Raw genomic sequence first — 26,020 nt, 5'->3', positions numbered from 1 at the left:
AAATTTCATTCAGTCGCGGTGATAGGGGGCTCCGGCCATCAAGGCAATAGAGCGATAGATCTGTTCGCCAATCATGGCGCGGACCATTTTATGCGGCCAGGTCGCGCGGCCAAAGGCAATATAGTGCGTGGAAGGGCTCAGCTGGTCGCGATCCAGCCCATCGGCCCCCCCGATGAGAAAGACCAAATCACGAATACCCTGATCGCGCCAGCTTTCAATTTTACCGGCAATTTCACGCGAGGTGAGGTCTTTGCCGCGCTCATCCAGGGCGACGATCTGCGCCCCGACGGGCAGATCTTGTATGAGGCTGGCGGTTTCGGCGCGTTTATCGGCCTTGCCGCGCGGATCAATCTCGCGCTCTTCGATGGCGGTAAACCCCAGGGCGCGGCCTTGGCCTTGCGCGCGCTTGAGGTATTCATCAAACAAATCCCGCTCAGGCCCGGACTTCATCCGGCCCACAGCGCGCACTTCAATTCGCACGGCTCAGCCCAGTTCTGGTTTCAGCCCTTAGGCTTGGGTGGCGTTCGGGGTTACCGACCACATCTTTTCCAGATCATAGAAGCTGCGCACTTCTGGACGGAAAAGATGGACCACCACATCACCGGCGTCCAACAAGACCCAGTCACAATTGGTCAGACCCTCAACGCGGGGCTTGTCCCACCCCGCATCACGCAGCGCCGTGACCAAATGATCGGCCAGCGCGCCGACATGGCGGTTCGAACGCCCAGAGGCGATGACCATATAATCGGTGACAGAGGATTTGCCGGTGAGATCAATCGAGACGATGTCTTCTGCTTTATCATCGTCCAGGATCTTCATAACCAGGGCTTCAAGATCTTCAGACGACCCTAGAGGGCCGGTCTCATCGAGATCTGCGGCAGGCACAGCGTGTGAAATCTCGCTTACCTGTCGACTATGAGTGTCGATTGACAGCGTATTGCTCCTTTAATTGCCAATTCGTAGGCGTGAGTCTATCACGTTTTTTCGCAACATTCGAGCCAATGCAATGAGTAGGGCGTTTTTTCGTGCACCCAGACCTGCTTGGAGATAAATCCCGCACGCGCGGCTAAATCAATGAACGTACCCGGCGTAAATTTGTGCGAGTTTTCCGTATGGATCGTTTCGCTCTCGCGCAAGGTGAAGGTCTTGCCCGCGACGGTAAAGCATTGGTCTTGGGTGGCGACCAGGAACATCTCCACGCGTGAGCGATAGGGGTTCCAATGGGCCTTATAGGTCAGGCGATCAAGGTTGAGCGATCCGTCCAGCTCGCGATTGATCCGGCGCACCAGATTATAGTTGAAGGCGGCGGTGATCCGGGCTGCATCATCATAGGCGGCTTCTAAGATGCTGGCGTCTTTGCGCAAATCAGCGCCAATGAACAATGCATCACCCGGGCGCAGCCAGGAATGGAAGTTTTTCAGAACACCCAGCGCATCGCTGAGATCGAAATTACCAATGGTCGAACCGGGAAAGAAAATAATGCGTTTTCCGGGGGGCAGATCCAGTGCGGCCATCTCCAGCGGCGCGGTGAAATCATGGCAGACTGCCCCGACCGGCAGGCGAGGATAATCAGCCGACAGGCTGGCACAGGCCGCCTTCACATGCTCACCTGAGATGTCCATTCCGACATAGCAGGCTGGGTGATCAAGGGCATCAATCAGCTTACGGACCTTAATGCTGGAGCCCGCACCCGGCTCAATCACGACCGCGCCGGGCCCCGCCAACGCAGTTAATTGCGCGCCCAGTGTATCAAGCAGGGCCAGTTCGGTGCGGGTGGGATAGTATTCAGGCTGGCGGGTAATTTCATCAAACAAGGCCGATCCCGCCCGATCGTAGAGATATTTGGGAGAGATTGATTTTTGGGGCCGGGACAGGCCATCGAGAATATCGCTTTTGAAATCGCTCAAGGGCGGGTGGAGATCTTTGTAAAAGGCGAGATCGACGCCATCGGCGTCCTTGAGGGATCGGGCGATGGACATGGTCGGTAACCTTTCGGGTTCTCCGGTTAGGCGCGCAGGCCTTGAGCTCTTAGCGCGCTGGAGGATACAGGATGTAGCGGCTCAGTCAGATATGTCCAGACCGGAGCCTTAATTTTCTTTAAAATATGGGCTTGGTTCTCGTGTAAACGCGCATGACGCAGGAAAGTTGCCGTGCGCGACAGGCGCGCCTTTATGGCCTGTCCGGGCCGGGCAATCACACAGATCGGCATGGCGGTGGCGAGATCGCGCCAGCGTTCCCAGCGATGAAAACCGCCCAGATTATCCGATCCCATGATCCAGACGAAATTGACGTCCGGGTGGTGATAGGTGAGGTGGTCGATCAGATCTATCGTGCGGTTAATGCCCAAACGCTCTTCGATGGTAGAGACCACCATACGCGGTTGATGGGCGAGGGCCTCAATCGCGCCAATGCGCCGGGCAGCATCGGCGGGGGCATGGGTTTTAAGCGGGTTCTGCGGGGAGACGAGCCACCAGACCCGATCCAGGCGCAAACGCTTCATCGCGGTTTGGGCGACATGCAAATGGCCGATATGGGGGGGATCAAAAGATCCCCCAAACAGGCCGACACTCATGCCGGACTTTAACACTTCGGTTTTCAGCGCGCGTGAGGTCATGCGGTGTGATCCTAAGCGGGCGACCAGCCTGGATCTTCGCCGCGCTCCTCGGCATCCTCGCGGATCTCTTCCGCGCGTTGCTCCTGGCGATCAGCGACAATGGCGTGATAAATCTCAGCCAGCAGATCACGCACCTTCTCGCCTGTCGCGCCAGAGACATGACGCACTTTAACCCCGCTCATCGCTTCCAGGGCCTGGGTGCGTTCGGCCAAGACATCCGGTTCAATGGCATCGGTTTTATTCAGCGCCAGGATTTGCGGCTTATCGATCAAGCCATTGCCATAGGCCTTCAGCTCGCCTTGCACAATGCGATAGGCCTCGCAGGGGTCTTCCTGGGTGGCATCAATCAGGTGCAGCAAGGTCGCGCAGCGCTCAATATGACCTAAGAAGCGATCACCAATGCCTGCGCCTTCATGCGCGCCTTCAATAAGGCCGGGAATATCGGCCAGCACGAAGCTCGCCCCGGCATCCAAACGCACGACGCCCAGATTGGGGTGCAAGGTGGTGAAGGGATAATCAGCGATCTTGGGATGGGCGCGCGAGGATGCGGCCAGGAAGGTGGATTTGCCCGCATTGGGTAACCCGACAAGACCCGCATCCGCGATGAGTTTGAGGCGCAGCCACACCCAGCGCTCTTCACCGGGCATGCCGGGCTGGGATTTACGCGGGGCCTGATTTGTACTGGTTTTAAAGGCCGCATTGCCCTTACCGCCAATCCCACCTTCGGCGAGCAGAACGCGCTGGCCCACCTGCGTCAGGTCCGCCATGACATAATCCATATCCTCATCGAGGATTTGCGTGCCCACAGGCACTTTGATGATGATATCTTCCCCGGCCGCGCCCGTCATATCGCGCCCAGCGCCGGGCGTGCCGGATTTGGCTTTGAAATGTTGTTGATAGCGGTAGTCGATGAGGGTGTTGAGGCCCTCAACCGCTTCGATATAGACATCGCCGCCCTTGCCGCCATCCCCGCCATTGGGCCCGCCATATTCGACGTATTTTTCCCGGCGGAAAGAGACGCAGCCCGAGCCGCCATTGCCCGAGCGCACATAGATTTTGGCTTGATCTAGAAATTTCATCGTCTTGTGCCCCTTAAGGGATTAGGCGGCGCTATCGGGCAGATAGACCCGAATGCCGGGCGCTTTATGTCCACGCGCCATACTAAAGAGATTATCCTCGTGCTGGTGAATAAATCCCAGCTTGGCAAGGACCCGGCCCGAAGCCGGATTGTCGGCATAATAGCCCGCATGAATGTTTTTAAGGCCATTGTCGCGCGCAAAGCCTAAGGCGAGCTGGGCGGCCTGTGTCGCATAGCCCTTGCCCCAGGCCTCCGGGGCGAGCCAATAGCCGATCTCCCAGCTTTCATCTTTACCCGGATGAAGTCCCATCACCCCGATGAGATGCTCCGGGCGGTCTGGCTCGCAAATCGCCCAGACGTGATCGCCGCGGCAGTGACGCCGGGCGCGCATCATCATGATGAAAATCTCAGCGTGAAAGCGTGTAAAGGGATGGGGGATGGTGCCGGTCATTTGCGAGACTTGATAATCGCCCAGGCCCGCAGCCATGTTGTCGCGATCATGGGCATGCAAAGGGCGCAAGATCAGGCGTTCGCCCATGACCCAATCGTCTCTGTGCTGATCATCGAAGTGGGGGTGAGGGCCCATGATATGTCTCTTTACATATACGCAATAGAAAAAGGGAGACGAGCGGCTCGCCTCCCCTTTCTTAGATCTCTATCCCAGATGAGGAGCGCCTGTCTATGCGGCGATCCCCTGTGGGTGCGCCTTACTCGGCCGCGTCTGCGAGCGGAGCGACAGACACGAAGAGACGGTCGTTTTTACGACGACGGAACTCAACGCGGCCCTCGCTCAGCGCGAACAAGGTGTGATCCTTGCCCATGCCGACATTGGTGCCAGGATAGTATTTCGTGCCGCGCTGGCGGATGATGATGTTGCCAGGAACAACTTCTTGACCGCCGGCTTTTTTAACGCCTAAGCGGCGACCTGCTGAATCGCGACCGTTACGTGACGAACCGCCTGCCTTCTTATGAGCCATGACTTGGTCTCCTTATCCTTTGGGTGCGCGCTTAAGCGCCGATTTTCGCTTTAGCTTCAGCGACCCAGTCGCCTTTTTCTGCTTTGGCTTTTACGCCAGGGACTTGTGCTTCCAGAGCATCGATATCGGCCTCGCTCCAGCTTGCGATTTGCGCAAAGCTGGTCACACCGGCTTCAACCAATTTCTTTTCAAGAGCTGGACCCACGCCGGTCAACTCTTTCAAATCATCATGGCCAGAGGCCGCGCCTTCAGAGGCGGCAGCTTTTGGCGCGTCAGCGCTTTTCTCAACCTTAGGCTTAGACGAGGCTTTGGTTTTCGGTTGTGCGCCGGGCACAACAATCTCAGAGATGCTGACCAAAGCTGACCACTGACGGTGACCGTTTTTACGGCGAGAGTTTTGACGGCGACGCTTTTTGAAGATGATGATTTTACGGCCGCGGCTGATATCAACCAGCTCACCCATCACTTGAGCGCCATCCACAACGGGGCTGCCCACAGTGACGCCATCTTCACCACCCAGCATCAAAACCTGGTCAAACGCGACGACATCGCCCGCTTCACCTTCGATTTTGTCGATGCGAACTTTATCGCCTTCAGCAACTTTATACTGTTTGCCACCAGTTTTGATCACCGCATACATGCGCTTGTCCTTATCATCGGTCACGAATGCCGTTAGACGTCAGACGTCTTATATGGCTTCATGATCCCTTTTTCTTCACTGCGTTCTTTTCAAGGCGCAGTGTTGGGTCAAAAAACACGACGGCCCGCGTCCCTTGTGGAAAAGGGTGCGGGCTCGCGAGCGCGCGAATATACACAAGCGAAGACGAGAGTCAATTCGAGCCGCACGGTCTGTGACGAATTCGCGAAATCTTGAGCTGAGCTGCACTTTCAAAGTGGTATACACCAAAAAAGCAGTTTATGAATATCGGCTCTTCTTTCTGCATATGAATGACATCAGAGGCTTGGATATGACGCGACCGGTTTTGAAGGCTGATATGAGTGCGATGGACGTTTTATCGGCCCTGCATGATCTTTTTGACCGGTTCGGGGACAGCTCCTATGGCGAGGCTGTGACCCAGCGGGCCCACATGCTGCAATGTGCCTATATCGCGCAAAAGGACGGCGGTTCTGACGCGATCATCATTGCAGCTTTGTTGCATGATATTGGTCATCTTCTTCATTCGCGCGGGGAGCGTGTGGCTGAGGATGAAGGCGTGGATATGTGTCATGAAAAGCTGGGATCGCGTTTCCTGGCACGCCATTTCAGCCCCGATGTGACCCAGCCGATTGCCCTTCATGTCGATGCCAAGCGCTATCTGTGCGCCAAAGAACCCGGCTATGAGGCCGGTTTGAGCGCAGCTTCTACCTTGAGCTTGAAATTACAAGGCGGGCGGATGAGCGAAGAGGAATGCGCGGCCTTTGAGGGTGGGGTCTATTTTGATGATGCCATTGCGCTGCGCCGCTATGATGATTGGGGTAAGAAGCCGAATTTAGCGGTGCCTGATCTGGAGGTGTATGACGCCATCATCCTGGCTCAGCTGACTTAACCGCATATTTCAAAGTGGTACATACCATTTTTAATGGATCTGTCATATCGATTAAATACAAGTGCCACATATTTCCTAGATATTGGTACATACCATTTAGGGGGTTGAGGGAGCGCAACCCCCACCGGTTTTACCTTTTCACGGGGGAGTTTCATCGTGGGACCGATTAAATCTATTCTTCTCACCAGTGTTGGGGCCAGTGTTCTGGTCGCGGCACCATCATTCGCAGGCACATTGACCGGGACCGTGAAGGGTCTGGGCGATGGCGCGGCCCTATCTGGGGCTTTGATCACGGTTCAAGAAACCGGCCAAAGCGTAGCCACCCGTCAGGACGGTAGCTATCGTATCGCCAACCTGCCCGCGGGCACTTATACGCTGTCAGTCAGCTATTTAGGCTTTGAAGGCGAAAGCGCCAGCGTAGCGGTCGATGCCGAAGGCACAGTGCGGTCAGACTTTGCTTTGGTGCAAATGGGCGCAGAAACCCCTGATACCATTGTCGTGCGCGGGGCGCGCCTGGGTCAGAACCGTTCGCTGTCTGAGCAGCGCGCCAATTTGAACGTCACCAATGTGGTCTCGGCCGACGCCTTGGGTAAATTCCCAGACAATAATATCGCTGAGTCTGTTTCGCGCTTGCCCGGTATCACTTTGGTGCGCGACCAACAGACCGGTGAGGGGAGCTTTGTGACCATTCGTGGTCTCGATACCCGCCTTAACACCTATAATCTCAATGGTGTACGCCTGGCGACGGCCGATGCCGGTTCGCGCGGGATCAGCCTCAACCAATTGCCGCCAGATGGTTTGCAATCGGTGGAAGTGTCTAAAACCCTGCGTCCGGACATGGATGGCGATGCCATCGGCGGTACGATTGATTTCCGTACGCCCAGCGCATTTGACTATGATGGCATGAGCGCAGGGGGGTCCATCACCACCGATTATAATGATCGCAATGGCGATACCGGTTATAATGTCTCGGGTTTCTTTGGTGATACCTTCGGGGCGCAAGACGAATATGGCTTCTACATCACCGGCTATTATCAAGATAAGAGCTCAACCGGTGAAGAGTCTGAGAATGAAGGCGATTGGGAGCCTTATCGCTGGCGCAATGGCTCGAATGATCGTGATGTAGACGCGCAAACCCTTCAGATGCAAGGTGTCGGCCTTGATCTTTTTGAAAACGATTTGAAGCGTTATGGCTTTAACACCACTTTGGATCGCCGCTTTAATGACGGCTCTAAAGTCTGGTTCCGCGGCCAATATTCTTTCTATGAAGATGCCGAAGATCACACCTATTTCGACGTGCGCAACAGCCGTAATGTTTCGATAAATGGTCATTCTGGCCGTCTGGTTCAGAAAAACCTGCTGGATGCGAGCTTGTCTCAACCTTGGCAAGTGATCACCGGCCAAGCGGGCGCTTTGGGCAATGTCTATGGCTATACCACCGATCAAATCGTGGACCGCGATAATGATGGCCTGATCACCGATGCTGACCGCAGCAATAGTGATCCTATGAATGGGTCTACCGGGCGTCTGTACTCACTGATCGGTAAGTCAGGGGTTTGGGATCCACGCCGTCTTCGCATTGGGCGCGGGTTTAGCTGGCGTACCGAAGAATATGAATTGTGGAGCGCCAATCTGGGCGGCGAGCATTTTGTGGATGCCTTCACGATTGAGTGGGATCTGGCCTATTCTTCGGGCCGTACCGCACGCACCGAAGACGCAGGCATTGATTTTGGCCGCGATGGCGCTGCCCCCTTTGATCAGTCGGGCGTGCTTTATGCCTTCCCGAACCCGCGCTATCCCCAGTGGATCTTGCCAGGTACTTTGGCGCAAGACATCTATGATCCGGCCAATTTGGATCTTCAAGGTGGCGATGCCTCAGAGCGTGAGGCCACCGATAACAGCGTGATCGGGCAGATTGATGTCGATTGGGATGTGACTTTAGGTTTCCTCGACCGGATCGAATTTGGCGGTAAAGTGCGTCGTCAAGAGCACGAAGTCGACGAAAACCCGGTCTTTGAAGGCAAGACCCGCGATCTTACCCTGGCACAAGTACTGGCGATCAATCCTGCCTTTGTTGGTCAGGCCGAATATGGTGATTTCCTGTCGGGATATTATTCGGGCAAAGACAGCTTCGGCATGACGTTTAATCGCAATGCCTTGCAGCACGCCTTTAACAGCTGCGATGATCGCCTCTTCTCCTCATGTGAGACTAGCTTTAGCGATGATGAGATGACCCGCAATGACCGCACGTCAAAAGAGACGGTTTATGCGGGCTATGCCATGGGCGTGGCTGAGTGGAATGATTGGCAAGTCTTCGGCGGGGTGCGCGTTGAGCACACTGAAGTCGAGAACGACTATTTTAGCTCTGTACGCCGGATCACACTTGATGAAGGCGGGGTTGAGCTGGACGATGTAACGGTTGCGCGCCGTGGCAGCAGCGAAGGTTCCTACACCAATGTGTTGCCAAGCATCCATGTCAATTATCGCCCGAATGAAAACTGGGTCTATCGCGGTGCGATTTGGACCTCGATTGCGCGTCCAAACTTTGAAGACATGACCTCGCGCGAAAGCGTAAGCGTTTCTCAAACGCGTTTGAATTCAGGCTCCATTCGTGTGGATGGCGTTTCGATCAGCCGCGGTAATGCCGATCTGAAACCAACCGAGGCGTTGAATTTCGATCTGGGCTTTGAATATTATTCACCCAATGGCGGTCTGATCTCGGCCAACATCTTCTACAAAGATCTGGAAAACTTCATCTATTTCGACTTCCGTAATGACGGGACCGTTAAAGATACGTTTGAAGGTCAACCCGCAGATGTCGCCACCGTGGCCAATGGTCCTGAAGCCAAGCTTTACGGGATTGAGCTGGGTCTGGTCCAGCAATTTACCGCCCTGCCTTCGCCATGGGATGGTTTAGGTGTCGCCGCCAATGTCACGATCCAGGAAAGCGAAACCACGCCAAGTGGAACGCGCTCTGCCGGTCAAGGCGATAAGGTGGATCTGATCAACGCGCCGAATTTGGGTTATAACGCTCAGATCTTCTACGAGAAATATGGTCTGGAAGCGCGTTTGGCCTATAACTTCTCCGGCGATTATGTCGAAGATCTGCGCAATAACGGTATCAACAAGATCGTTCAAGATTGGGACCGTCTGGACTTCCAATTGCGCTATACCTTTGCCAATGGCTTCTCGATCCGCGGTGAAGTTCAAAACATTCTCGATGGGCATAACTACTGGGCGACCCGCGGTTATGAACAAGCCTTCCAGAAGGATTATGTCGAGAACGGGCGTAGCTTCTTCTTGGGTGCGGATTACCGCTTCTAGGACGAAGACGGGATTTGCGGATCAGACCGAATAGACGGTTGGTCTGAGATGCATGCTGGACCGCTGCTGGCCCCCTGGCAGCGGTCCGTCCCCTTTTATGAAACCGTCTTACCCATCTGCTAGGAGCCTTTTCAGCGAAAGTGGATACCGGTTTCGCGATTCAGAAAGGCGACACATCAAAGGCCTAGAGCCGATTGGGTCGATCAGCATTGGCCGAAACGGCTCTAGGTGCTTTCGGGCTCATTCGTCAGTTTTGGAGGCGGCCATGCGCACGCACTTGTCATCACTCATTTCGGTTTTGGTTCTGGGCCTGGGATCTGTCCTGATGCCCGCCCTCGCGCAGGCGCACGATGTGCCGGGCGCACACCATCATGCGCTGGAGGGCGAGGTAGGCCGTTGGACCTTCTGGCCCGATTATGTCCTGCCAGGCAATGGTGCGAATTATCCCGGTCCGCGCCCGGCTGAGGTGCGTGAACCGCGCGCGGTGATGCGCGTGGAAACTGATCCCACAGTGCTGTTTGGCCAGGCGATGACCCATCGCTATGAATATCTCGCAGAAGGGACTTCGGTGCCTAATGGCCCCTTCACGGTGGAGCTGTGGGCGCTGCGCCATGGCAATCGTCCCGTGGGTGCGGCCGCCAGTGTCTTTAATGATGCGCGTAAACAGGCCCCCATCTGGACCTTGGGCTTTTTCGGCGATCAAATCGCCTTTGGGGCGTTAAGCGCAGATGGCCGTGAAGCCTCAATCGATATCCCCCAAGCCGATCTTGAGGCCTATAAGCGCTATCACCATCTGGTTGGCGTTTATGATGGCGCGGTCTTTACCCTTTATCATAATGGCACCCGCGTGGCTGTGGCCCGTGCGCCTGAAGGCTTCAATCCAGCCGGTGATCAGGCGAGCTTTGATCTCTCGGCTTATCTGGGCCACGAGCCCTATATGGATTTTGCCAATATCATCCAGGGTGCCGCTCTTTATGAGCGCGCTTTGAGTGCAGAGGACATTACCGAGCAGTTTCAGCGCCGTGCCCATTTGATTGATGAGGGCGTGCTGTTTGAAGATCTGTTCCACTTTACCGCTGGCCCGGTGCTCAGCACGCCGACCCAAACCGGCATGACGGTTTTGGCTGAAACCGATCGTGCTAGCCAGATGCGGATCGAGTGGGGGCGTGATGTGCCCTTGGAGTTTAGCCGTGAGGATCTAAATCCTGATCGCCTGCACGAGTTTACGATGACGGGGCTGGAAGCAGATACGCCCTATTTTTATGAGGTCACAGCCGTCAATGAAGCCGGGGAAGAGATCCGCTCAGGGATTTTGAGCTTCCGCACCGCACCGCGCGCGGGCCAGCCCTTCACCTTTGCCGTCATCGGCGATACTGAGGCGCGCCCTTATATCAATGATCAGATTGCCAAGGAAATCTGGGGGGAGCGTCCGGGTTTCTTGATGATCTTGGGTGATCTCACCGATGGCGGAACCCAGCATCATCGCTTTGAATGGACGCACGAATTTTTCCTGGGCCTTACCCAATTGATCAGCCGCGTGCCCTTGATGGCGGTGCCCGGCAATGGCGAAGATGATCTGGTCTGGTATCGCCATTACAACGCCTTCCCAGAGGCGGAAAACATGTACACCTTCACCTATGGCGATGTGCAGTTTTTCATGTTGGACACCAATTTTGGCGAGCGTGAACGCGAGGCCCCAGGCTTCCGTCAGCGCCAGCGCGCCTGGCTGGATGATCAGCTCAGCCGCTCAACCGCGCGGTGGAAAATCGCGGCGCACCATCATCCGGTCTATACCTCAGACGAAAATGATCATGGCAATTCCTGGAATAGTTCAGATTTGCAGCTGGGCAATGAAAATGTTCGCGCTGACTTCCTTGATCTCTATGAAGCGCACGGCGTGGATGTGGTGCTCTTTGGTCATTTGCATACTTATGAGCGCAGCTGGGCTTTGAAGGATGGGGCCGCCAGTGTACATGATGGCGTGATCTATATTCAATCTGGCGGTGCGGGTGGCAATCTGGAAGACTTCACACCGAACCGTAATTGGTTCTCGCGCCAGACCTATGCCGGTAATCATTATGGGATTTTCGAAGTGAGCCCGGATGAATTGACCTATCGCATGGTCGATAGCGAAGGGCGAACCCGCGATCGCTTCACGATCGAGAAAAATCGTCGCGGCCGCGCCCAGCTGGCAGACGAGTAAGTTTAGGCTATATGACCTCCACCGGTTCGCTCTTGGGCGTGCCGGTGGGGAAGCTTTATTTGAGTAGATGTCATGCGCACCAAAGACCTTGATCAAGACCTGATGGCGCGCCTGGCCCAGGCGGCGGAGCATTTTGCCGACACCACGCAAGATCCGCCCCAGGTGCGTGCGCGCGCCGCGTTGAGCGCGGTTTTATCCTCCGGCGTGGTCGCCCAGCAAGAACGCCTGCCGTCTGAGCGTGATTTGCAAGGCGTTCTGGGTGTGTCGCGCGGGACCGTGCGCGAAGTTTTGGCGCATTTAGAGGCTGAAGGGGTTATCTATCGTCTGGACCGCCGGGGCTGGTTTCTCTCCCCCCCGCGCATTGATTATGATCTCGCCAAACCCAAAGGCTTTATGACGTTCGTGGCTGATCAAGGCCGCGTGCCGCGCACCGAAACCTTGGATAAAATGCTGATCCAGCCGAGCCCAGAGATCGCAGACATGCTGGGCATTGCTGCCGGAGGTATGGCCTATTCCATTCGCCGGCGGCGTTATATTGATGAGCGCCCGGTCTTGATCGAGCAGATCCTGGTCAATGCCGCGCGTTTTCCGGGCCTGTTAGAGCGCGATCTTGATACCTCGCTGTCGACGATCTTGGCCAAGGATTATCAAGTTCCCACAACCCGGACCAAGGCGGAGATGTATCCCACGGCGCTTGATGAAAGCGTCGCGCAAATGCTCTATATGACGCCGGGCTCGCCGGGGCTGTTTGTGCGTCGGGTCTGTTATGATGCCAAGGGACAGGTCGTGGAATATGACCTGGAACACTGGCATCCCAGCGCGTTTCGTTTGATTTTGGATTCAGACGCTTAGGCGGCGTCTACCGATGTCAGATAGGTCTGGATACTTTCACGGATATTGACGCTCTGCCGGGCGAGTTCTTGTGCGGTATGGGTGACTTGTGCTGCGGCGGCGGCTGTTGCTGTGGCCGCGGTTTGGATCATCTCAACCGACTTGCTGACTTCAAGAGTGCCGTGGGCGGCTTCACTGACGTTTCGGGAAATTTCGTCGGTGGCTGCGACTTGTTGATGGGCGCTGGTTGCCACGGCGGAGGAGACCTCATTGACCTCAGACACGACATGATCAATGTCTTTCACGGATTCGACCACCACCCGCGTGCTCTCTTGGATCGCGCGGACATGTTCGCTGACGGTGAGGGTGGCTTTTTCGGTTTCTTCGGCCAAGGCCTTGACTTCGTTAGCAACCACACCAAAACCCTTACCAGCTTCACCGGCGCGGGCGGCCTCGATGGTGGCATTGAGGGCCAAAAGCTTCGTTTGATTGGTGATTTGCGCGACGAGGTTGAGCACGGATTCAATCTCGCCGGACGCTCCGGTCAGGTGATCCATCAGGCGCAAGGTATGTTCGGTTTTTTGATTGGCCGTGAGCGAGATTTTGGCACTGCGCGCGATCTGGCTGGAGACCTCGGCGATGGCGGCGGAAAGCTCCTCGGTTGAGGAGGCCACGGTCTGCACATTGGCAGAGGTTTGCGTGGTCGAAGACGAGACGCTTTGGGTTTGGGCGCTGGTTTCTTCCGCGCTGGAGGACATGGCGGTCGCGGTAGCTTCAAGCTCTTCTGAGGCTGAGGACAGGCTCGCCAGGGCTTCGGTGATTTGATGGTCAAAGGTTGCGGTAAGCGCGTGCAGGGTCTCAGCGCGTTTTGCGGCGCGAAGGGCGTCTTGTTGCTCTTGCTCCAAGCGGATTTGACGGGCCTTGGCATTTTCGAGAAAGACTGCGAGAGCGCGATTTAACGCCCCAACTTCATCGCGGCGCTCGCGATTATCAATCTGCACGTTAAGCTCGCCTTCCGCGACGGCTTGCAAATTACGAACCACGGTCCCTAAAGGCTTGGTGATCTGGCGTTTCGACAAGGCCATCCCGGCCCATAACCCTCCGGCGGCAATGGCAAGACCAATCGCAATAGCGACACCTTGGACTTCATTGACCAGGGTGTGGGCTTGATGATTAACCTCAACGCCTTCTTCTTCCATATGATCGACAAAGCGTTGAATGTTTTCGCGCAGCGCCCTTTGCGTTTCAGAGGAATGATCGACGCTCTCTAACAGGGCGTGTTGGTCCGCGCTTAATTCCAAATCACGATGAGTGCGGATCTGCTCAAGTGTGTGTTCCAGATCCTGGCTATAGCGCTCATAACTGGATTGGATGGCCATCAGATAAGCGCGATCATCACTGTGGGCTAAACTCAACGCTTGGCTTAAGCGGTTTTGAAAATCATCGCGGTCGGCTTCGATTTCCGGGTTGAGCCGATCATAGGCCGACGGGTTCAGCGCCAGATGATATTCATTGCGATTAAGGTCCAGCACATCCTTGGTCAGATAAGCCCCCAAACGAACTTCTTCGGTCGCGACGGTTAACTCATCGGTGGCGTGTTCGATTCGGATCAAGCCCCAGGAGGAAATGGCGGTGATTAGCGCTAAGCCGACCACAAATCCCAGACATAGAAACAAGATCTTCTGGGCAATAGGGACATTCGATAGCGTCATGAAGACTAAGACCTTAAACTAAGTAAGGTTTAGTTATGAAAGAGTGTCCTTGCTGAGAGTTTAAACATCGGGTGTGGCAAAGCGTGACTTTTCGCATGCGCACACAAAGAAAATTGGCTTAAGGTGTTGAATATTATTGGGTCTAAGTCGCTCGGGGCTTAGACCAAAGTCTGTCTCGTCCTAAACCTCTAATCCTGTCATGCTTTTGTGACCTATCACAGGTTTTAGGAGGACAGGTATGACGGACCCATCCGTTGACGCCGGGGCAGGTGAGACTTCCCCTGAGGTCAGTCCCACATCGGCCAGAGATGCTTATTGGCGAGAGAACCTGACTTTGATGAGCATTTTGCTCGTCATCTGGTTCGTTGTGTCCTTTGGCTTTGGCATTTTGGGACGCGATATTCTTGATCAGGTCTCTATTGGCGGTGCGCCGTTGGGCTTTTGGTTCGCTCAGCAAGGCTCGATCATTGTGTTCATCATCCTCATCTTTGTTTACGCCGCGCGTATGAGCGCGATTGAGCGTAAATATAAGATGGGCGATCATTAAGGGGGCTTGGTTATGGATCCGACCCTTTTATGGACGGCTTTTTTTGTCATTACGACCTTCGGGCTTTATATCGGTATCGCGGTTTGGGCGCGCGCGGGCTCAACCGATGAATTCTATGTCGCGGGCCATGATGTGCCGCCCCTCTTCAATGGGATGGCGACGGCGGCAGACTGGATGAGTGCGGCGTCCTTCCTCTCTATGGCGGGTCTGATTGCCTTTATGGGCTATGATGGCTCGGTGTTTTTGATGGGCTGGACGGGCGGCTATGTGCTGCTGGCGTTATTGCTTGCGCCTTACTTGCGCAAATTTGGTAAGTTCACCGTGCCGGACTTTGTCGGTGATCGCTATTATTCGCAGGTTGCGCGGATTGTGGCGGTAATCTGTGCGCTTTTCATCTCTTTCACCTATATCGCGGGGCAGATGCGCGGTGTGGGCATTGCGTTTTCCAATTTCCTGCAAGTGCCCATCGAGGTTGGCGTTATCGTGGGCGCGATCATTGTGCTCTTTTACGCGGTTTTGGGCGGGATGCGCGGCATCACCTATACTCAGGTCGCGCAATATTGCGTCTTGATCTTCGCCTATATGGTCCCGGCGATCTTTTTAAGCCTGCAAATCACCGGAACGCCGATCCCTCAACTGGGCTTTATTGGCAATGCTCAGGATGGTTTGCCCTTATTGCAATCTTTAGATCGCACTTTGGTGGAGCTGGGCTTTCAGCCTTATACCGAAGGCGCGAAATCCAAGCTGGATGTCTTTGCCATCACTTTGGCTTTGATGGTCGGCACGGCCGGCCTTCCCCACGTTATCATTCGCTTCTTCACCGTGCCAAAGGCATCAGATGCGCGTAAATCGGCCGGGTGGGCTTTGGTGTTTATTGGGATTTTATATCTGACCGCACCGGCGGTGGCGGTCTTTGCCCGCTCCAACTTCATCGATACCGTCAATGAAAGCGTCTATTCGGCTGAGGTCGCCAGCGGCGAAGCGCAAGCGCGTGATCTGGGCGAGGACGCCACCCCGCAATGGTTCTATAATTGGGAGCGTACCGGGCTTTTAGGCTTCACCGATAAAAATGGTGACGGGAGGATCCAATATCGCGCCGATGCTGAGACCAATGAGGTCACCAAGCTCGACCGGGATATCTTCGTGCTCGCCAATCCAGAGATCGGCAATCTGCCCTCCTGGGTCATTGGCCTGGTGGTGGCGGGCGGTCTTGCCGCGGCGCTTTCCACAGCGGCGGGTCTGTTGATGGTGATTTCCTCTGCGGTCTCTCATGATCTGTGTAAGAAGGTCTTGGTGCCCAATATGAGTGAAGGTCAGGAATTGCTGGTCGCGCGCTTGGCAGCGGTCGTTGCGGTGCTGATCGCCATTCTGGCAGGGATATATCCGCCCGGATTTGTGGCTGCGGTGGTCGCCTTTGCCTTCGGCCTGGCGGCGGCCAGCTTCTTCCCGGCGATTTTCCTTGGTATTTTCTGGAAACGCATGAACCGCGAAGGGGCCATTGTGGGCATGACCACGGGTCTTCTGGTGACCGGCATCTATATCGTGCACTTCAAGATCGGTTTTACCTCCCTGGTTATCGGGGTTGGGCTGTTGATCCTCGCCGTTGCGGGCCTGATCATCCATTTGGGCACCCATAAGAAAGAGGCCGGTCAACCCTTCACCCTTTATGCGGCCATTTTGTTGGCTTTTGTGGGTGTGATGGGCGTGATGGGCATCTTACCCGACATCGCCAAGGGCGCGGCCAGCGATCACTTCCTGGGCATTTCGCCGGAAGGCTTCGGCTCGGTCGGTATGGTGTTGAGCTTTGCCGTCTCAATCGTCACGGCCTTGATGACCAAGGCCCCGCCGCAAGAGGTGCAAGATCTGGTCGAAACCATTCGCGTTCCCTCGATTGCTGGGGATGATGCGCCTGGGGCTCCGGCAGAATAATCCTCCACACTTGGGTCAAACTGCCTCGCAGCCTTAGGGCTGCGGGGCTTTTCTTTTCTTCATCTTCCGCGCCTAAGACTTGTCAGCCTTAGCGAACAGCGCGCACAGTAAAACCCTGATCATTGTGGAGTGGCGCACATGCTGGCCTTGAACAGTGTGGCCCTGGCCCTGACCCTTTATGTGATTTTACTATTTGCGATGGCCGCCTGGGGGGATCGTAAAAATGCCCAATGGGATCAGCGCCCGCGCGCGCGCGCCTGGTTTTACGCCCTGTCCTTGGGGGTCTATTGCACCAGCTGGACTTTTTATGGTGCGGTGGGCGAGGCAGCGCGCCAGGGCTGGGATTATCTGCCGATTTATCTTGGGCCCGCCTTGGTCTTTGCGCTGGGCTTTCCCCTGATCCGGCGTTTAGTCCGCCTGGGGCGCGAGCATGATACCGGCTCCATCGCCGACTTTCTGTCCGCGCGCTATGGCAAGTCGACCCAGGTGGCCGGACTTGCCACCTTGATCCTGACCGCTTCGATCATTCCTTATATAGCCCTGCAATTGAAATCGAGCGAGGCAAGTATTGGCCTGGTGACCGGCACCAGTGGAGAGCGTGATTGGGCGCTTTTGTTAACCCTCGCCTTTTCGGCTTTCGCGATTGTGTTCGGCGTGCGCCATGCTGATACCGCGCGGCGTAATACCGGTTTGGTCATGGCCATCGCCTTTGAGAGCCTCATAAAGCTGGGCGCGATGATGGCGGTGGGTGTTCTGGCTTTCGCGATTTTTCTCGATTGGAGCCCGGCCCAGCGCAGTCTGGCTTTTCAGGCCTCTTCTCTGACCTCGCCGGATATTGGCGTGCGCTTTATCGTGCTGACGATTTTGGCGGGGTGTTCGGCGCTGTGCCTGCCGCGCCAATTTCATATGATGGCGGTGGAGCTTCAAAAAATCGGTGATGAGACCCGCTCGCGCTGGATTTTTCCGGCCTTTCTGGTCCTGGTTGCGCTGATTGCCCCGCCGGTCGCGCTGGTGGGCTCCAGCCTCTTGCCGACCACCAATCCAGACACCTTCGTTTTGGCACTGCCGCTGGCATTAAATCATGATGCGCTGGCCTTGTTGGCCATTATCGGTGGGTTTTCCGCTGCTGCTGGGATGATCACGATTTCCGCGCTTGCTGTCTCCACGATGACGGTCGATGCACTGATCGCGCCTTTACTCTTGCGCAGTCAGATCAAGCCGGGTCAAGGCGGGGTGGTGCAGCTGGTGCTGACCTTGCGCCGGATCAGCGTCGTGGTGATGGTCTTCGTCGCCTATCTCTTCCACAAAGGGCTGCAAGCTAAGCTGGCGCTCGCCGATATCGGATTGGTGGCCTTTGCCGGTGCGGCTCAGCTTGCCCCGGCTTTGATCTTTGGGCTGTATTGGCGCCGCGCCAACCGCATCGGGGCGTTGTGCGGGATGAGTGCCGGCGGCCTGGTCTGGCTCGGCTGTGTGCTGGTTCCGGCCTATACCGGTTACAGTTTTGGCTTCCCGCCGGGCTGGGATCAATTTTCGCTGATGGCGGGGCTTAGCCTGTTGGTCAATGCCCTGGTTTTTATCATTGCGGTGGCCTTTACGCCCTCGCGCTTGGCCGATCGTTTGCAGGCCGATGCCTTTACCGGCGGGGAAGCGTTCACCCATGGTGATGATGTCCCCAATGCACGCATTGCCGATGTGGAGGCTTTGTTGGTCCATGTCATCGGGCCGCAAGAAGCCGCAAAAGCCCTGGCCGAGCTTAAGAAAGATATTCGCCGCGATTTGGGCGCGGAAGATCATTTGACCCTGGCCTTGACCGCACAGATTGAAGCGCGTTTGGCGCGCGCCGTGGGCGCGGCGGCGGCACGGATTTTAATTACGCAAGTTCTGGCCGGCACGCGGGTCAGCCCAAGTGATGTGGTGCTGCTGCTGGATGAAACGGCCCAGAAAATCCGGATCTCGCAAGATGCGTTGGAGGAAACCGAGCGCTCCATTCAGTTCTATACGGACAATGTTCCGGCCTTGATGACCTATGCCGATCGCGAGGAGCATATCCGCTTCGCCAATCAGCGCTATTTGGATTATTTCGGCCTGACGAGCGGTGTTTTCGGGCGCAAAGTGTCTGACTATCTCGATCCGGGTGCTTATCTGCAACGCAAGCCCTATGTCGAAGCGGCCTTGCGCGGGGAGCGTCAGGTCTTTGATATCGAAGGGCTGGGCGATGATGGCAGTGCGCGCACCTGGCAGGTCATTTATCAGCCCCGGATCGAACAGGGCCAGGTTGTCGGCTTTTTCGGGCTTTATCTGGATGTTACCGCGCGTCGGCGCGCGGAAGAGGGCCTGCGCATTGCCAATGAAACCCTTGAAGAAAAGGTGCGCGCCCGGACTGCAGCTCTGGAGGCGGAAAGTGAAATGCGCCTGGCATTGGTGCGTGATCTGGAAGAAGCGCGCATGCAGGCCGAAGGCGCGACACAATCGAAAACGCGCTTCTTGGCGGCCGCCAGTCATGACTTGCTGCAGCCCTTATCGGCGGCGCGCCTGCTCATCTCTGCGCTCAGTAATACGCTGAAAAAAGACGAAGATCATGCACAGGGCCTGCTGACCCGGATTGATCAGTCCATCACCCATGCCGATCTCTTGATCCGCACTTTGTTGGATATTTCGCGCCTGGATGCGGGCGGTGTAACCCCGCATTTAAGCGTGTTTGCCCTTGATCCTTTGATCCGTGAAACGGTTGCCCCCTTGCACGATGGCGCGCATGAAAAAGGTCTGAGCATCCATATCGTCGCCACCAAGACCTGGGTATGTAGTGATCGCGGCTTAATGGTCAGTGTGCTGCAGAATTTAGTTTCTAACGCCGTGCGCTATACGCAAACGGGCGGCATTGTGGTGGGGGTTCGACGGCGCGGGGATATGCTGGCCTTGCAGGTTGTTGATACTGGGCCGGGGATTAAGCCAGAACTGCGCGCCAAGATTTTCAATGAATTTGAGCGCGGGGAACATACCCGCCAGGATGATCGCGGACTGGGGCTGGGCCTGGCGATTGTGGAGCGGATCCTCGCGCGCCTGGATCATCCGATTACGATCAAAGATGGCCCCAAGGGGGGCAGTATTTTTGAAATACTTCTGCCTGCCGGGGATCCTGATATTCACATCCCTGCGCCCAAACCGCGCCGCATTCAAAAAGCGTCTTTGGAAGGGGTGCGGATCTTATGTCTCGATAATGATCCTAGCGTCCTGCAAGCCTTAACGAGCCTTCTCACGGGCTGGGGGTGTTTTCCCATTGGGGCGAAAACCGAAGCTGAAGCGCGCGCAGCCTTTGAAGAGGGGCCGCCTGATCTGGTGATTTTGGATTTCCGTTTGGATCAGGATGAAACCGGGCCGGATGTCTATGAACGTCTGTGCGCCCATTGGCTGACCCGGCCGCCGGGTATTGTGGCAACGGCCGAGCGCAGTGAGGATGTGGCGGAGATTGTGGCCGATGCGGGCCTTGATTTGATCCATAAGCCGGTCGCCCCGGCGAGCCTGCGCGCAAATTTGTCAGCGATTTGGAGCCAAGTGCGCCGCGCGCGCTAACCGGCTTGTTCAACAAACAGCGATTGGGCCAAGAGCACGGCTTGCGTGCGATTGATCACGCCCAGCTTTTTGAAAATTGCCGTCACATGGGCTTTGACCGTGGCAACGGTGATATCCATCTCATAGGCGATTTGCTTATTGAGCTGGCCGCGCACCAAGCCTTCCAAGACGCGCAATTGTGCCGGGGTCAGGCTGGCGATTTTACTGGCGGCTTCGCCCTGTTCATCCTCATCCACAACGCTGCCTTCAGCCGGGATCCAGATATCACCGGCCAGGATGGCTTTGAAGGCCTGGATCATGACGGGTAAGTCAACGGTCTTAGGAATAAAGCCTGAGGCTCCAAAATCGAGCGCACGATGGGCAATGCCCGCGGTTTGGCTGGCCGAGACCACCACCACAGGCACGCTGGGATAATCATGGCGCAACAGATTAAGCCCCATAAAGTCGCTGCTATCGCCCAGGCTGAGATCTAGACAAATGAGAGAGACGTCATGGCTTTTGAGATGGTCCAAAGCCTCTTTCAAGCTGGCGGCTTGATCCAGCATCAAGGTGGGTGAGACTTGTTTGAGCGCTTCACTTAAGGCAACCCGGAACAAGGGATGGTCGTCGACCAGCAGAATGCGCGCGTGCAGGGGGGCGGTCATGGTATCTGGCTCCGGGTTGCTTCGTATCTATACGACTATAGTCTGATGAATGAGGCGGTGAATTATACAAAAGTCGTAAATCATCTGCTTTGATGTTCGACCTTTTGCCAATACTCTGGTTAACCCTTTTGTCGAATACTTGTCCCTAGAGACTAGAATGCTGGGGCTCTTGGCTCGCTCTCCCCTCTCCCCCTCCAGTAGCCGGGAGCCCTTTGCACCAGGGAGACAGGGATGTCATTGCAGATTAAACGTAGCCGTCTGCTGCGCCAAGTTGGTCTTGCCACTTTATCTATGGCTTTGATCACGCACGGTGCGGCCCATGGCCAAGATGTCGAAGCGTTAGAGGCAAGGATCGAAGCGCTGGAAGCTATGCTGGCGGAATTACGCGATGAGGTGACGGCCGCACGCGATAGCCAGGCCGCCCAAACGGATCGCGTGATTGAGATTGAACGCCAGGTCGCCTCTGCCCCAGCCTCGGCCCCAGTTTTGGCCCCTGCCGCGCGCTCTGGCGATGGGTTTCAGGTGGGCAATACCATTTTCAAAATGGCCGGTTTTGTCGACATTGATTACCATGTTACTGATGTCAGTGATGGCGATATCGCCCCAACCTCGATCGCGCGCGACTTCTATATTCCCGGCGCGACGCCTGTGGGCGGAACGGGTGATGACAGCCCTGATACCGATTTCACGGCCAAGGGCTCACGGATCGCTTTTACCTCAGAAACCCCAACGCCCAGCGGCACGCCGCTTACGGGACGGGTGGAACTGGACTTCCTGGGCTCACCGGGCGGGGATGAGCGGGTGTCCAACTCCTATAATCCGCGTTTGCGTTTGGCCTGGATCAATTATGGCGGCTGGCGCGTGGGTCAGGACTGGACGACCTTCCAAAACACCTCTGCCATTCCAGAAAGCGCCAGCTTCTTGGTGGCTTCCGATGGGATGATCTTTGTGCGTCAGATGTTGGTGCGCTATACCCATGGCAATTGGCAATTTGCCTTGGAAAACCCCGATACCACTGTGACCCCTTATGGCGGGGGCGGGCGTATTGATGCCGGGGATGGCGCGATGCCCGATCTCGTCGCGCGCTATAATCATACCGGCAGCTTTGGCAATGTTTCCTTGGCGGCTTTGGTGCGCAATCTTGCTTATGAAAATGGTGGCGTAGATGGCAATGCCACCGCCTGGGGGCTTTCGGCCTCAGGTAAAATCAAGATCGGCGATGACAGTGATGTGCGCTTCAGCCTGTCAGGCGGTGAAGGGATCGGGCGTTATATCGGGCTCAATGCCGTTAATGGCGCGGTTGTCACCGCGAGCGGTGATCTGGAGGCCATCCCGGTTTGGGGTGGTTTAATCGCGCTGCGCCAAAGCGTGGGTGAGGGGCGGCGTATCAATGTCGGCTATTCTCATCTGGAAGCGGATAATGACATCACGCTGACGGGCACCGGTGCGACCAAGCGGGTCTATTCAGCCTTCGGCAATTATATGGTGACTGTGCAGCCGGGTCTGACCGTGGGCGGTGAAGTTTTGTTTGGTGAACGGGAATTGGAAAATGGTCAAAGCGGGACTTTGACGCGATTTACTGTCTCAACCAAATACGCATTCTAACGCTTTAAGCCTTTAAAATTTAAAACTTATACAGGCGGGTCGCAGAAACGCGGTCCGCCTGTCATCATTTTATCACCAAAGCTTTATTGAAGCTTCGCACAAAAAATCTGCACCCTCACGTCTTGCCCCTCGAGACACGCTCACCGGGGGGTGAGGTGGTCTCAGCGTTATTCGATCTGTTTAGATCCCGGGGGACCCTATGGGTATTTTGAAGAAATCTATGTTGGGCGTTAGCGCGTCCGCTTTGACCTTGGCGCTGGGCAGCGCTGCGGCTTTGGCCGGTGATGTCGCAGGGACCGTCACCAATCCGCAAACCGGCAATGTGCTGATGGGCGCAAGCGTACGCGTTGAAGAAACCGGCGCATCGACCACCACGGATTCACGCGGTCGCTATCAATTGGCCGGCCTGGCCGCGGGCAGCTACACACTCTCCATCACCAGCATCAATGGCGACAGCCAGCAGGTCGTGGTGACGGTTCCTGCAACCGGTGTTGTCACGCAAGATGTTGAGCTGACCCCAGCCGATGTGATCGTGGTGCGCGGTTATGCCGGTTCTGTGCTGCAGTCTTTAGAAGACAAGCGCAATAACTCTTTCGTGTCTGATGTGATCCGCGCCGATGACATGGGCAATCTGCCGAACGCCAACTTGACCGAAGCTTTGGCCCGTCTTCCCGGTTTGAACGCAGTGCGTTCACAAACCACCGGTGAAGGGGATCGGATCACCGTTCGTGGTCTCTCAACCGAATACAACAACTACTCCATGAATGGTGTGACCTTGGGCGGTGTAGGCTCGCCGGACGATAATTTCTTCCGCGGTGTGCGCTTGTCTTTCTTGTCCCCTGAAGGGATTGATCAGATCACGGTGCGCAAAACCATTCAGCCCGACATGGATGGTGATGCGATCGGCGGTACGATCGATATTCAAACCCCAACGGCGTTCGATTATGAAGATCGTCATTTCGGCATTTCTGCCGAAGGCCGTATGCAAGACAAATTCGACAACGATAAATCACACAGCATTTCTGCATCTTTTGCAGATCGCTTTGGCGATCATGTCGGTATCTTCGTAACTGGCTTCCACGAAATTAGCCGTTCACAATACGAAGAAGTTGGTGACCACGGTGACCACCAGCCGAACACTTGGTATTCGAATTCACGTTCTGGTATTGATGGTTGGGATTATGGTTCTTTCCAGGTGCCAGGTTGGGAATTGTCACGCGGTTCAACCGAGGTTGAGCGTTATGGCTTCAACGGCTCTTTGGACTTCCAATTCGGTCATCACGAATTCCACGTGCGCGGTCAGTACAATGAGTATCAAGAGACCCGCGACAACAACATCATTCACCTGCGCAACCGCTCTGACAGCGCGTTGTCAAACCGCTTCAGCCAGGTCGATACCAGCTTTAAGGGTCTGCCAAACCCAGATACCTGGGATGTCATTGGCTTTGATAACGCCAAAGGCGCGATCTATGGCCGTCAAAATGGTGCGAGCTGGGAAGGCGATGTCACCTTGGGTCAAATCAAGGACGTCGATAATGACGGCATGATCACGGCGGCTGATGCCCGGTGCCGTACGATGTATTCGCTATGTGGGGCCTCGGGTGTTTGGGACCCACAGGATTTCCGTCTGTCGCGCGAATGGACCGCGAGCCGCAATCTGGGCCAAGCGGCGTCTTTGAACTTTGGCGGTTTGAGCGAGTTCGGCAATCTGACGGTTGAATACGAACTGGCCTATTCGTCTTCAGAAGACAATATCGATTACGGTTATGAAGCGGTGTTCCAAACCCGTAGCGGCAGCGCAGGCAATGGCCAGCATTGGTATGGCAATGAAGGCTTCTCTATTTCTTATTCTGATCCGCGCTTTCCTTACTTCAATTTGAACGAAGCCGGTCATGCCGCTCTGCAAGATCCAGCCAGCTATGATTATGATGGTGTGGGCGCAGAAAAGGGTGATGTCAGCGAGAAGTTGTATCAAGGTCAGGTCGATTTCACTTATGAATTCAACCATGCCTTCCTGCGCAATGTGCGTTGGGGCGGTAAAGTTGTTCAATCAGATCGTACCCGTACCCACGCAGAGCCAGCCTTTGATGATGGCCCGTTCGAAGATGCTGAGACTTATGCGGACTTCGCGCCCTGGTTTGGTGCAGATGTCGCGGATATGTTCAATGGTCGCTATACCGGTAAATATCGTCTGGGGCAGACGCTCGACACCGGTAAAATGGTGGACGCGTTCGGCGCGGACTTCTCTAGCCTTGATTATGACAGCTCGGAAGAGTTCGACTTTAAAGAGCGCACCATGGCCGGTTATGTCATGGGCGAGGCGTGGTTCAACAATACTCAGGTGATCACCGGGGTGCGTGTTGAGCACACGACTTATGAAGTTGATAGCTTTATTGAAGACGAAGTCCAAGAAGCGCGCTTTGACGAAGGTGAAGTTGATCAGCCTTATCGTCGCAACCATTCTGAGACAAGCTACACCCAGGTTCTGCCGTCTATTCACGTCAACCATTTCTTCGAAAATGGTGTGATTGCCCGCGGTGCCATCTGGACCTCTTATGGGCGTCCCTCTATCGAGCGCGCAACGCGTCCGTTGGAGCTGGCCTACGAGAAAAAAGACCCTGTTACCGGTGATGATATCGACAATCCGCTGGAATGGCGTTTGGTCGGTGGTTCAGTGGGTAACCCAGGCCTGAAAGCCACCAGCACCGTCAACTTCGATGGTTCGTTGGAATGGTATAATGGCTCTACCGGGGCATATTCGGTTGCGGTCTTCTACAAAGACATTTCCAACTTCCTGATCCGCGGTTCATCGAGCGTGATCCGTGGCGGCACCAGCTATGATGCGAGCCAGCTGAATATCGAGGGTGATCTGGATCTGGGCTCTAACCCGATCGCGCCGAACTTTGTGATTTCACAAGCCAGCAATGGTGAAGATGCCAGCATCTATGGTATCGAGCTGGCCGCACGTCAGAACCTTCACTGGTTGCCGGGCTTGTTTGGCAATATTGGGATTGGCGCAAACGCCACCTATCAGCAGTCTGAAGCCTCTACCGGTATGAGCTGGCACCCAGAAGGGTATACGCTTCCCTTCTTCGAGACCCCAGAATTGCTGGTCAATGCTGAGCTTTATTACTCAGACGAGCATTGGGATGCCTACCTCTCATACAATTATCAGTCTGAATTCCTGGAAGATTACGAGGACTTCAACAACAATCCGTATGAGCAGCCTTACACCTTTGTCGACTTCTCTTTGAAGCGGTCTGTGGGTGAGTTCGCCGAAGTGAGCCTTGAGGTTCAAAACATCTTCGACAGCCACACCTATTGGTACACATTCGGCAAAGATTCCGGGGGTTTGCGCGCCTATATCGAAAACGGCCGCACCATCTCCTTGGGCTTCAACGCTCACTTCTAAGCCTAGCTTGACGGTTTGGCCGGTGCG

General features: G+C 55.6%; 19 protein-coding genes. 9 read left to right on the top strand and 10 right to left on the bottom strand.

Annotated features, from left to right (window positions below; genetic code table 11):
* Nucleotides 1–9: 9 nt before the first annotated feature.
* From rlmH to H151_RS0103255, 8 genes are all read right to left on the bottom strand, one after another.
* Nucleotides 10–480 carry a 23S rRNA (pseudouridine(1915)-N(3))-methyltransferase RlmH gene (gene rlmH / locus H151_RS0103290; RefSeq protein WP_026353796.1) on the bottom strand — a complete coding sequence of 157 codons (471 nt, stop codon included), beginning with the start codon at nucleotides 478–480 and terminating at the stop codon, nucleotides 10–12.
* Nucleotides 481–507: 27 nt separating this feature from the next.
* On the bottom strand, nucleotides 508–885 hold the full coding sequence (rsfS, locus tag H151_RS0103285) for a ribosome silencing factor (RefSeq protein WP_233354494.1): 378 nt from the start codon (nucleotides 883–885) through the stop codon (nucleotides 508–510).
* 89 nt (nucleotides 886–974) lie between these two features.
* A complete protein-coding gene (gene egtD, locus H151_RS0103280; protein ID WP_019960204.1) occupies nucleotides 975–1,979 on the bottom strand; it encodes an L-histidine N(alpha)-methyltransferase in 1,005 nt (334 codons plus the stop codon).
* A gap of 26 nt (nucleotides 1,980–2,005) precedes the next feature.
* Nucleotides 2,006–2,614 carry a nicotinate-nucleotide adenylyltransferase gene (locus H151_RS0103275; protein ID WP_019960203.1) on the bottom strand — a complete coding sequence of 203 codons (609 nt, stop codon included), beginning with the start codon at nucleotides 2,612–2,614 and terminating at the stop codon, nucleotides 2,006–2,008.
* An 11-nt stretch (nucleotides 2,615–2,625) separates the two neighbouring features.
* Nucleotides 2,626–3,693, bottom strand: a complete 1,068-nt coding sequence (obgE, locus tag H151_RS0103270; protein ID WP_019960202.1) for a GTPase ObgE — start codon at nucleotides 3,691–3,693, stop codon at nucleotides 2,626–2,628.
* Nucleotides 3,694–3,714: 21 nt separating this feature from the next.
* Nucleotides 3,715–4,278 carry a GNAT family N-acetyltransferase gene (locus tag H151_RS0103265; protein WP_019960201.1) on the bottom strand — a complete coding sequence of 188 codons (564 nt, stop codon included), beginning with the start codon at nucleotides 4,276–4,278 and terminating at the stop codon, nucleotides 3,715–3,717.
* Nucleotides 4,279–4,399: 121 nt separating this feature from the next.
* Nucleotides 4,400–4,669 (bottom strand): 50S ribosomal protein L27, encoded by a 270-nt coding sequence (rpmA, locus tag H151_RS0103260; protein WP_019960200.1) that lies wholly within the window; start codon nucleotides 4,667–4,669, stop codon nucleotides 4,400–4,402.
* A gap of 31 nt (nucleotides 4,670–4,700) precedes the next feature.
* Entirely contained in the window at nucleotides 4,701–5,309 is a 609-nt protein-coding gene (locus tag H151_RS0103255; RefSeq protein WP_019960199.1) for a 50S ribosomal protein L21, read from the bottom strand.
* Between the two features lie 328 nt (nucleotides 5,310–5,637).
* Between H151_RS0103255 and H151_RS0103250 the strand changes: the two genes are divergently transcribed.
* From H151_RS0103250 to H151_RS0103235, 4 genes are all read left to right on the top strand, one after another.
* On the top strand, nucleotides 5,638–6,216 hold the full coding sequence (locus H151_RS0103250; RefSeq protein WP_040758644.1) for a phosphonate degradation HD-domain oxygenase: 579 nt from the start codon (nucleotides 5,638–5,640) through the stop codon (nucleotides 6,214–6,216).
* A 156-nt stretch (nucleotides 6,217–6,372) separates the two neighbouring features.
* Nucleotides 6,373–9,540 (top strand): TonB-dependent receptor, encoded by a 3,168-nt coding sequence (locus H151_RS0103245; RefSeq protein ID WP_019960197.1) that lies wholly within the window; start codon nucleotides 6,373–6,375, stop codon nucleotides 9,538–9,540.
* 265 nt (nucleotides 9,541–9,805) lie between these two features.
* Entirely contained in the window at nucleotides 9,806–11,743 is a 1,938-nt protein-coding gene (locus H151_RS0103240) for a metallophosphoesterase (RefSeq protein WP_019960196.1), read from the top strand.
* 72 nt (nucleotides 11,744–11,815) lie between these two features.
* The gene (locus H151_RS0103235) at nucleotides 11,816–12,595 is read left to right on the top strand and encodes a UTRA domain-containing protein (RefSeq protein WP_019960195.1); all 780 of its coding nucleotides are present in this window, start codon (nucleotides 11,816–11,818) and stop codon (nucleotides 12,593–12,595) included.
* Here H151_RS0103235 and H151_RS0103230 read toward each other — a convergent pair.
* A complete protein-coding gene (locus H151_RS0103230; RefSeq protein WP_019960194.1) occupies nucleotides 12,592–14,286 on the bottom strand; it encodes a methyl-accepting chemotaxis protein in 1,695 nt (564 codons plus the stop codon). The genes H151_RS0103235 and H151_RS0103230 overlap by 4 nt on opposite strands.
* A 238-nt stretch (nucleotides 14,287–14,524) precedes the next feature.
* Between H151_RS0103230 and H151_RS15355 the strand changes: the two genes are divergently transcribed.
* The 3 genes from H151_RS15355 (at nucleotide 14,525) to H151_RS0103215 (ending at nucleotide 20,332) form a co-directional block, all read left to right on the top strand.
* Nucleotides 14,525–14,833 carry a DUF4212 domain-containing protein gene (locus H151_RS15355; protein WP_040758316.1) on the top strand — a complete coding sequence of 103 codons (309 nt, stop codon included), beginning with the start codon at nucleotides 14,525–14,527 and terminating at the stop codon, nucleotides 14,831–14,833.
* A 12-nt stretch (nucleotides 14,834–14,845) separates the two neighbouring features.
* Entirely contained in the window at nucleotides 14,846–16,762 is a 1,917-nt protein-coding gene (locus H151_RS0103220) for a sodium:solute symporter family protein (RefSeq protein ID WP_019960192.1), read from the top strand.
* A gap of 138 nt (nucleotides 16,763–16,900) precedes the next feature.
* Nucleotides 16,901–20,332: a hybrid sensor histidine kinase/response regulator gene (locus tag H151_RS0103215; RefSeq protein WP_019960191.1), complete on the top strand. Its 3,432-nt coding sequence runs from the start codon at nucleotides 16,901–16,903 to the stop codon at nucleotides 20,330–20,332.
* On the opposite strand, the gene H151_RS0103210 is transcribed toward H151_RS0103215, so the two are convergent.
* Nucleotides 20,329–20,976 carry a response regulator gene (locus tag H151_RS0103210; RefSeq protein ID WP_019960190.1) on the bottom strand — a complete coding sequence of 216 codons (648 nt, stop codon included), beginning with the start codon at nucleotides 20,974–20,976 and terminating at the stop codon, nucleotides 20,329–20,331. The two genes, H151_RS0103215 and H151_RS0103210, sit on opposite strands and share 4 nt — an antisense overlap.
* Nucleotides 20,977–21,207: 231 nt before the next feature.
* On the opposite strand from H151_RS0103210, the gene H151_RS0103205 reads away from it, so the two are divergent.
* Both H151_RS0103205 and H151_RS15350 read left to right on the top strand, forming a co-directional pair.
* Complete coding sequence (locus tag H151_RS0103205; RefSeq protein ID WP_019960189.1) at nucleotides 21,208–22,581, top strand: DcaP family trimeric outer membrane transporter; 1,374 nt, start codon at nucleotides 21,208–21,210, stop codon at nucleotides 22,579–22,581.
* Between the two features lie 199 nt (nucleotides 22,582–22,780).
* Nucleotides 22,781–25,993, top strand: coding sequence for a TonB-dependent receptor (locus tag H151_RS15350; protein ID WP_233354492.1), 3,213 nt, complete (start codon nucleotides 22,781–22,783; stop codon nucleotides 25,991–25,993).
* Nucleotides 25,994–26,020 lie beyond the last annotated feature (27 nt).

This window comes from Woodsholea maritima DSM 17123 (genome assembly GCF_000382325.1).
Classification (GTDB): domain Bacteria; phylum Pseudomonadota; class Alphaproteobacteria; order Caulobacterales; family Maricaulaceae; genus Woodsholea; species Woodsholea maritima.
The sequence above is the reverse complement of the archived record's forward strand: the minus strand, read 5'-3'. Positions and strand labels throughout refer to the sequence as shown.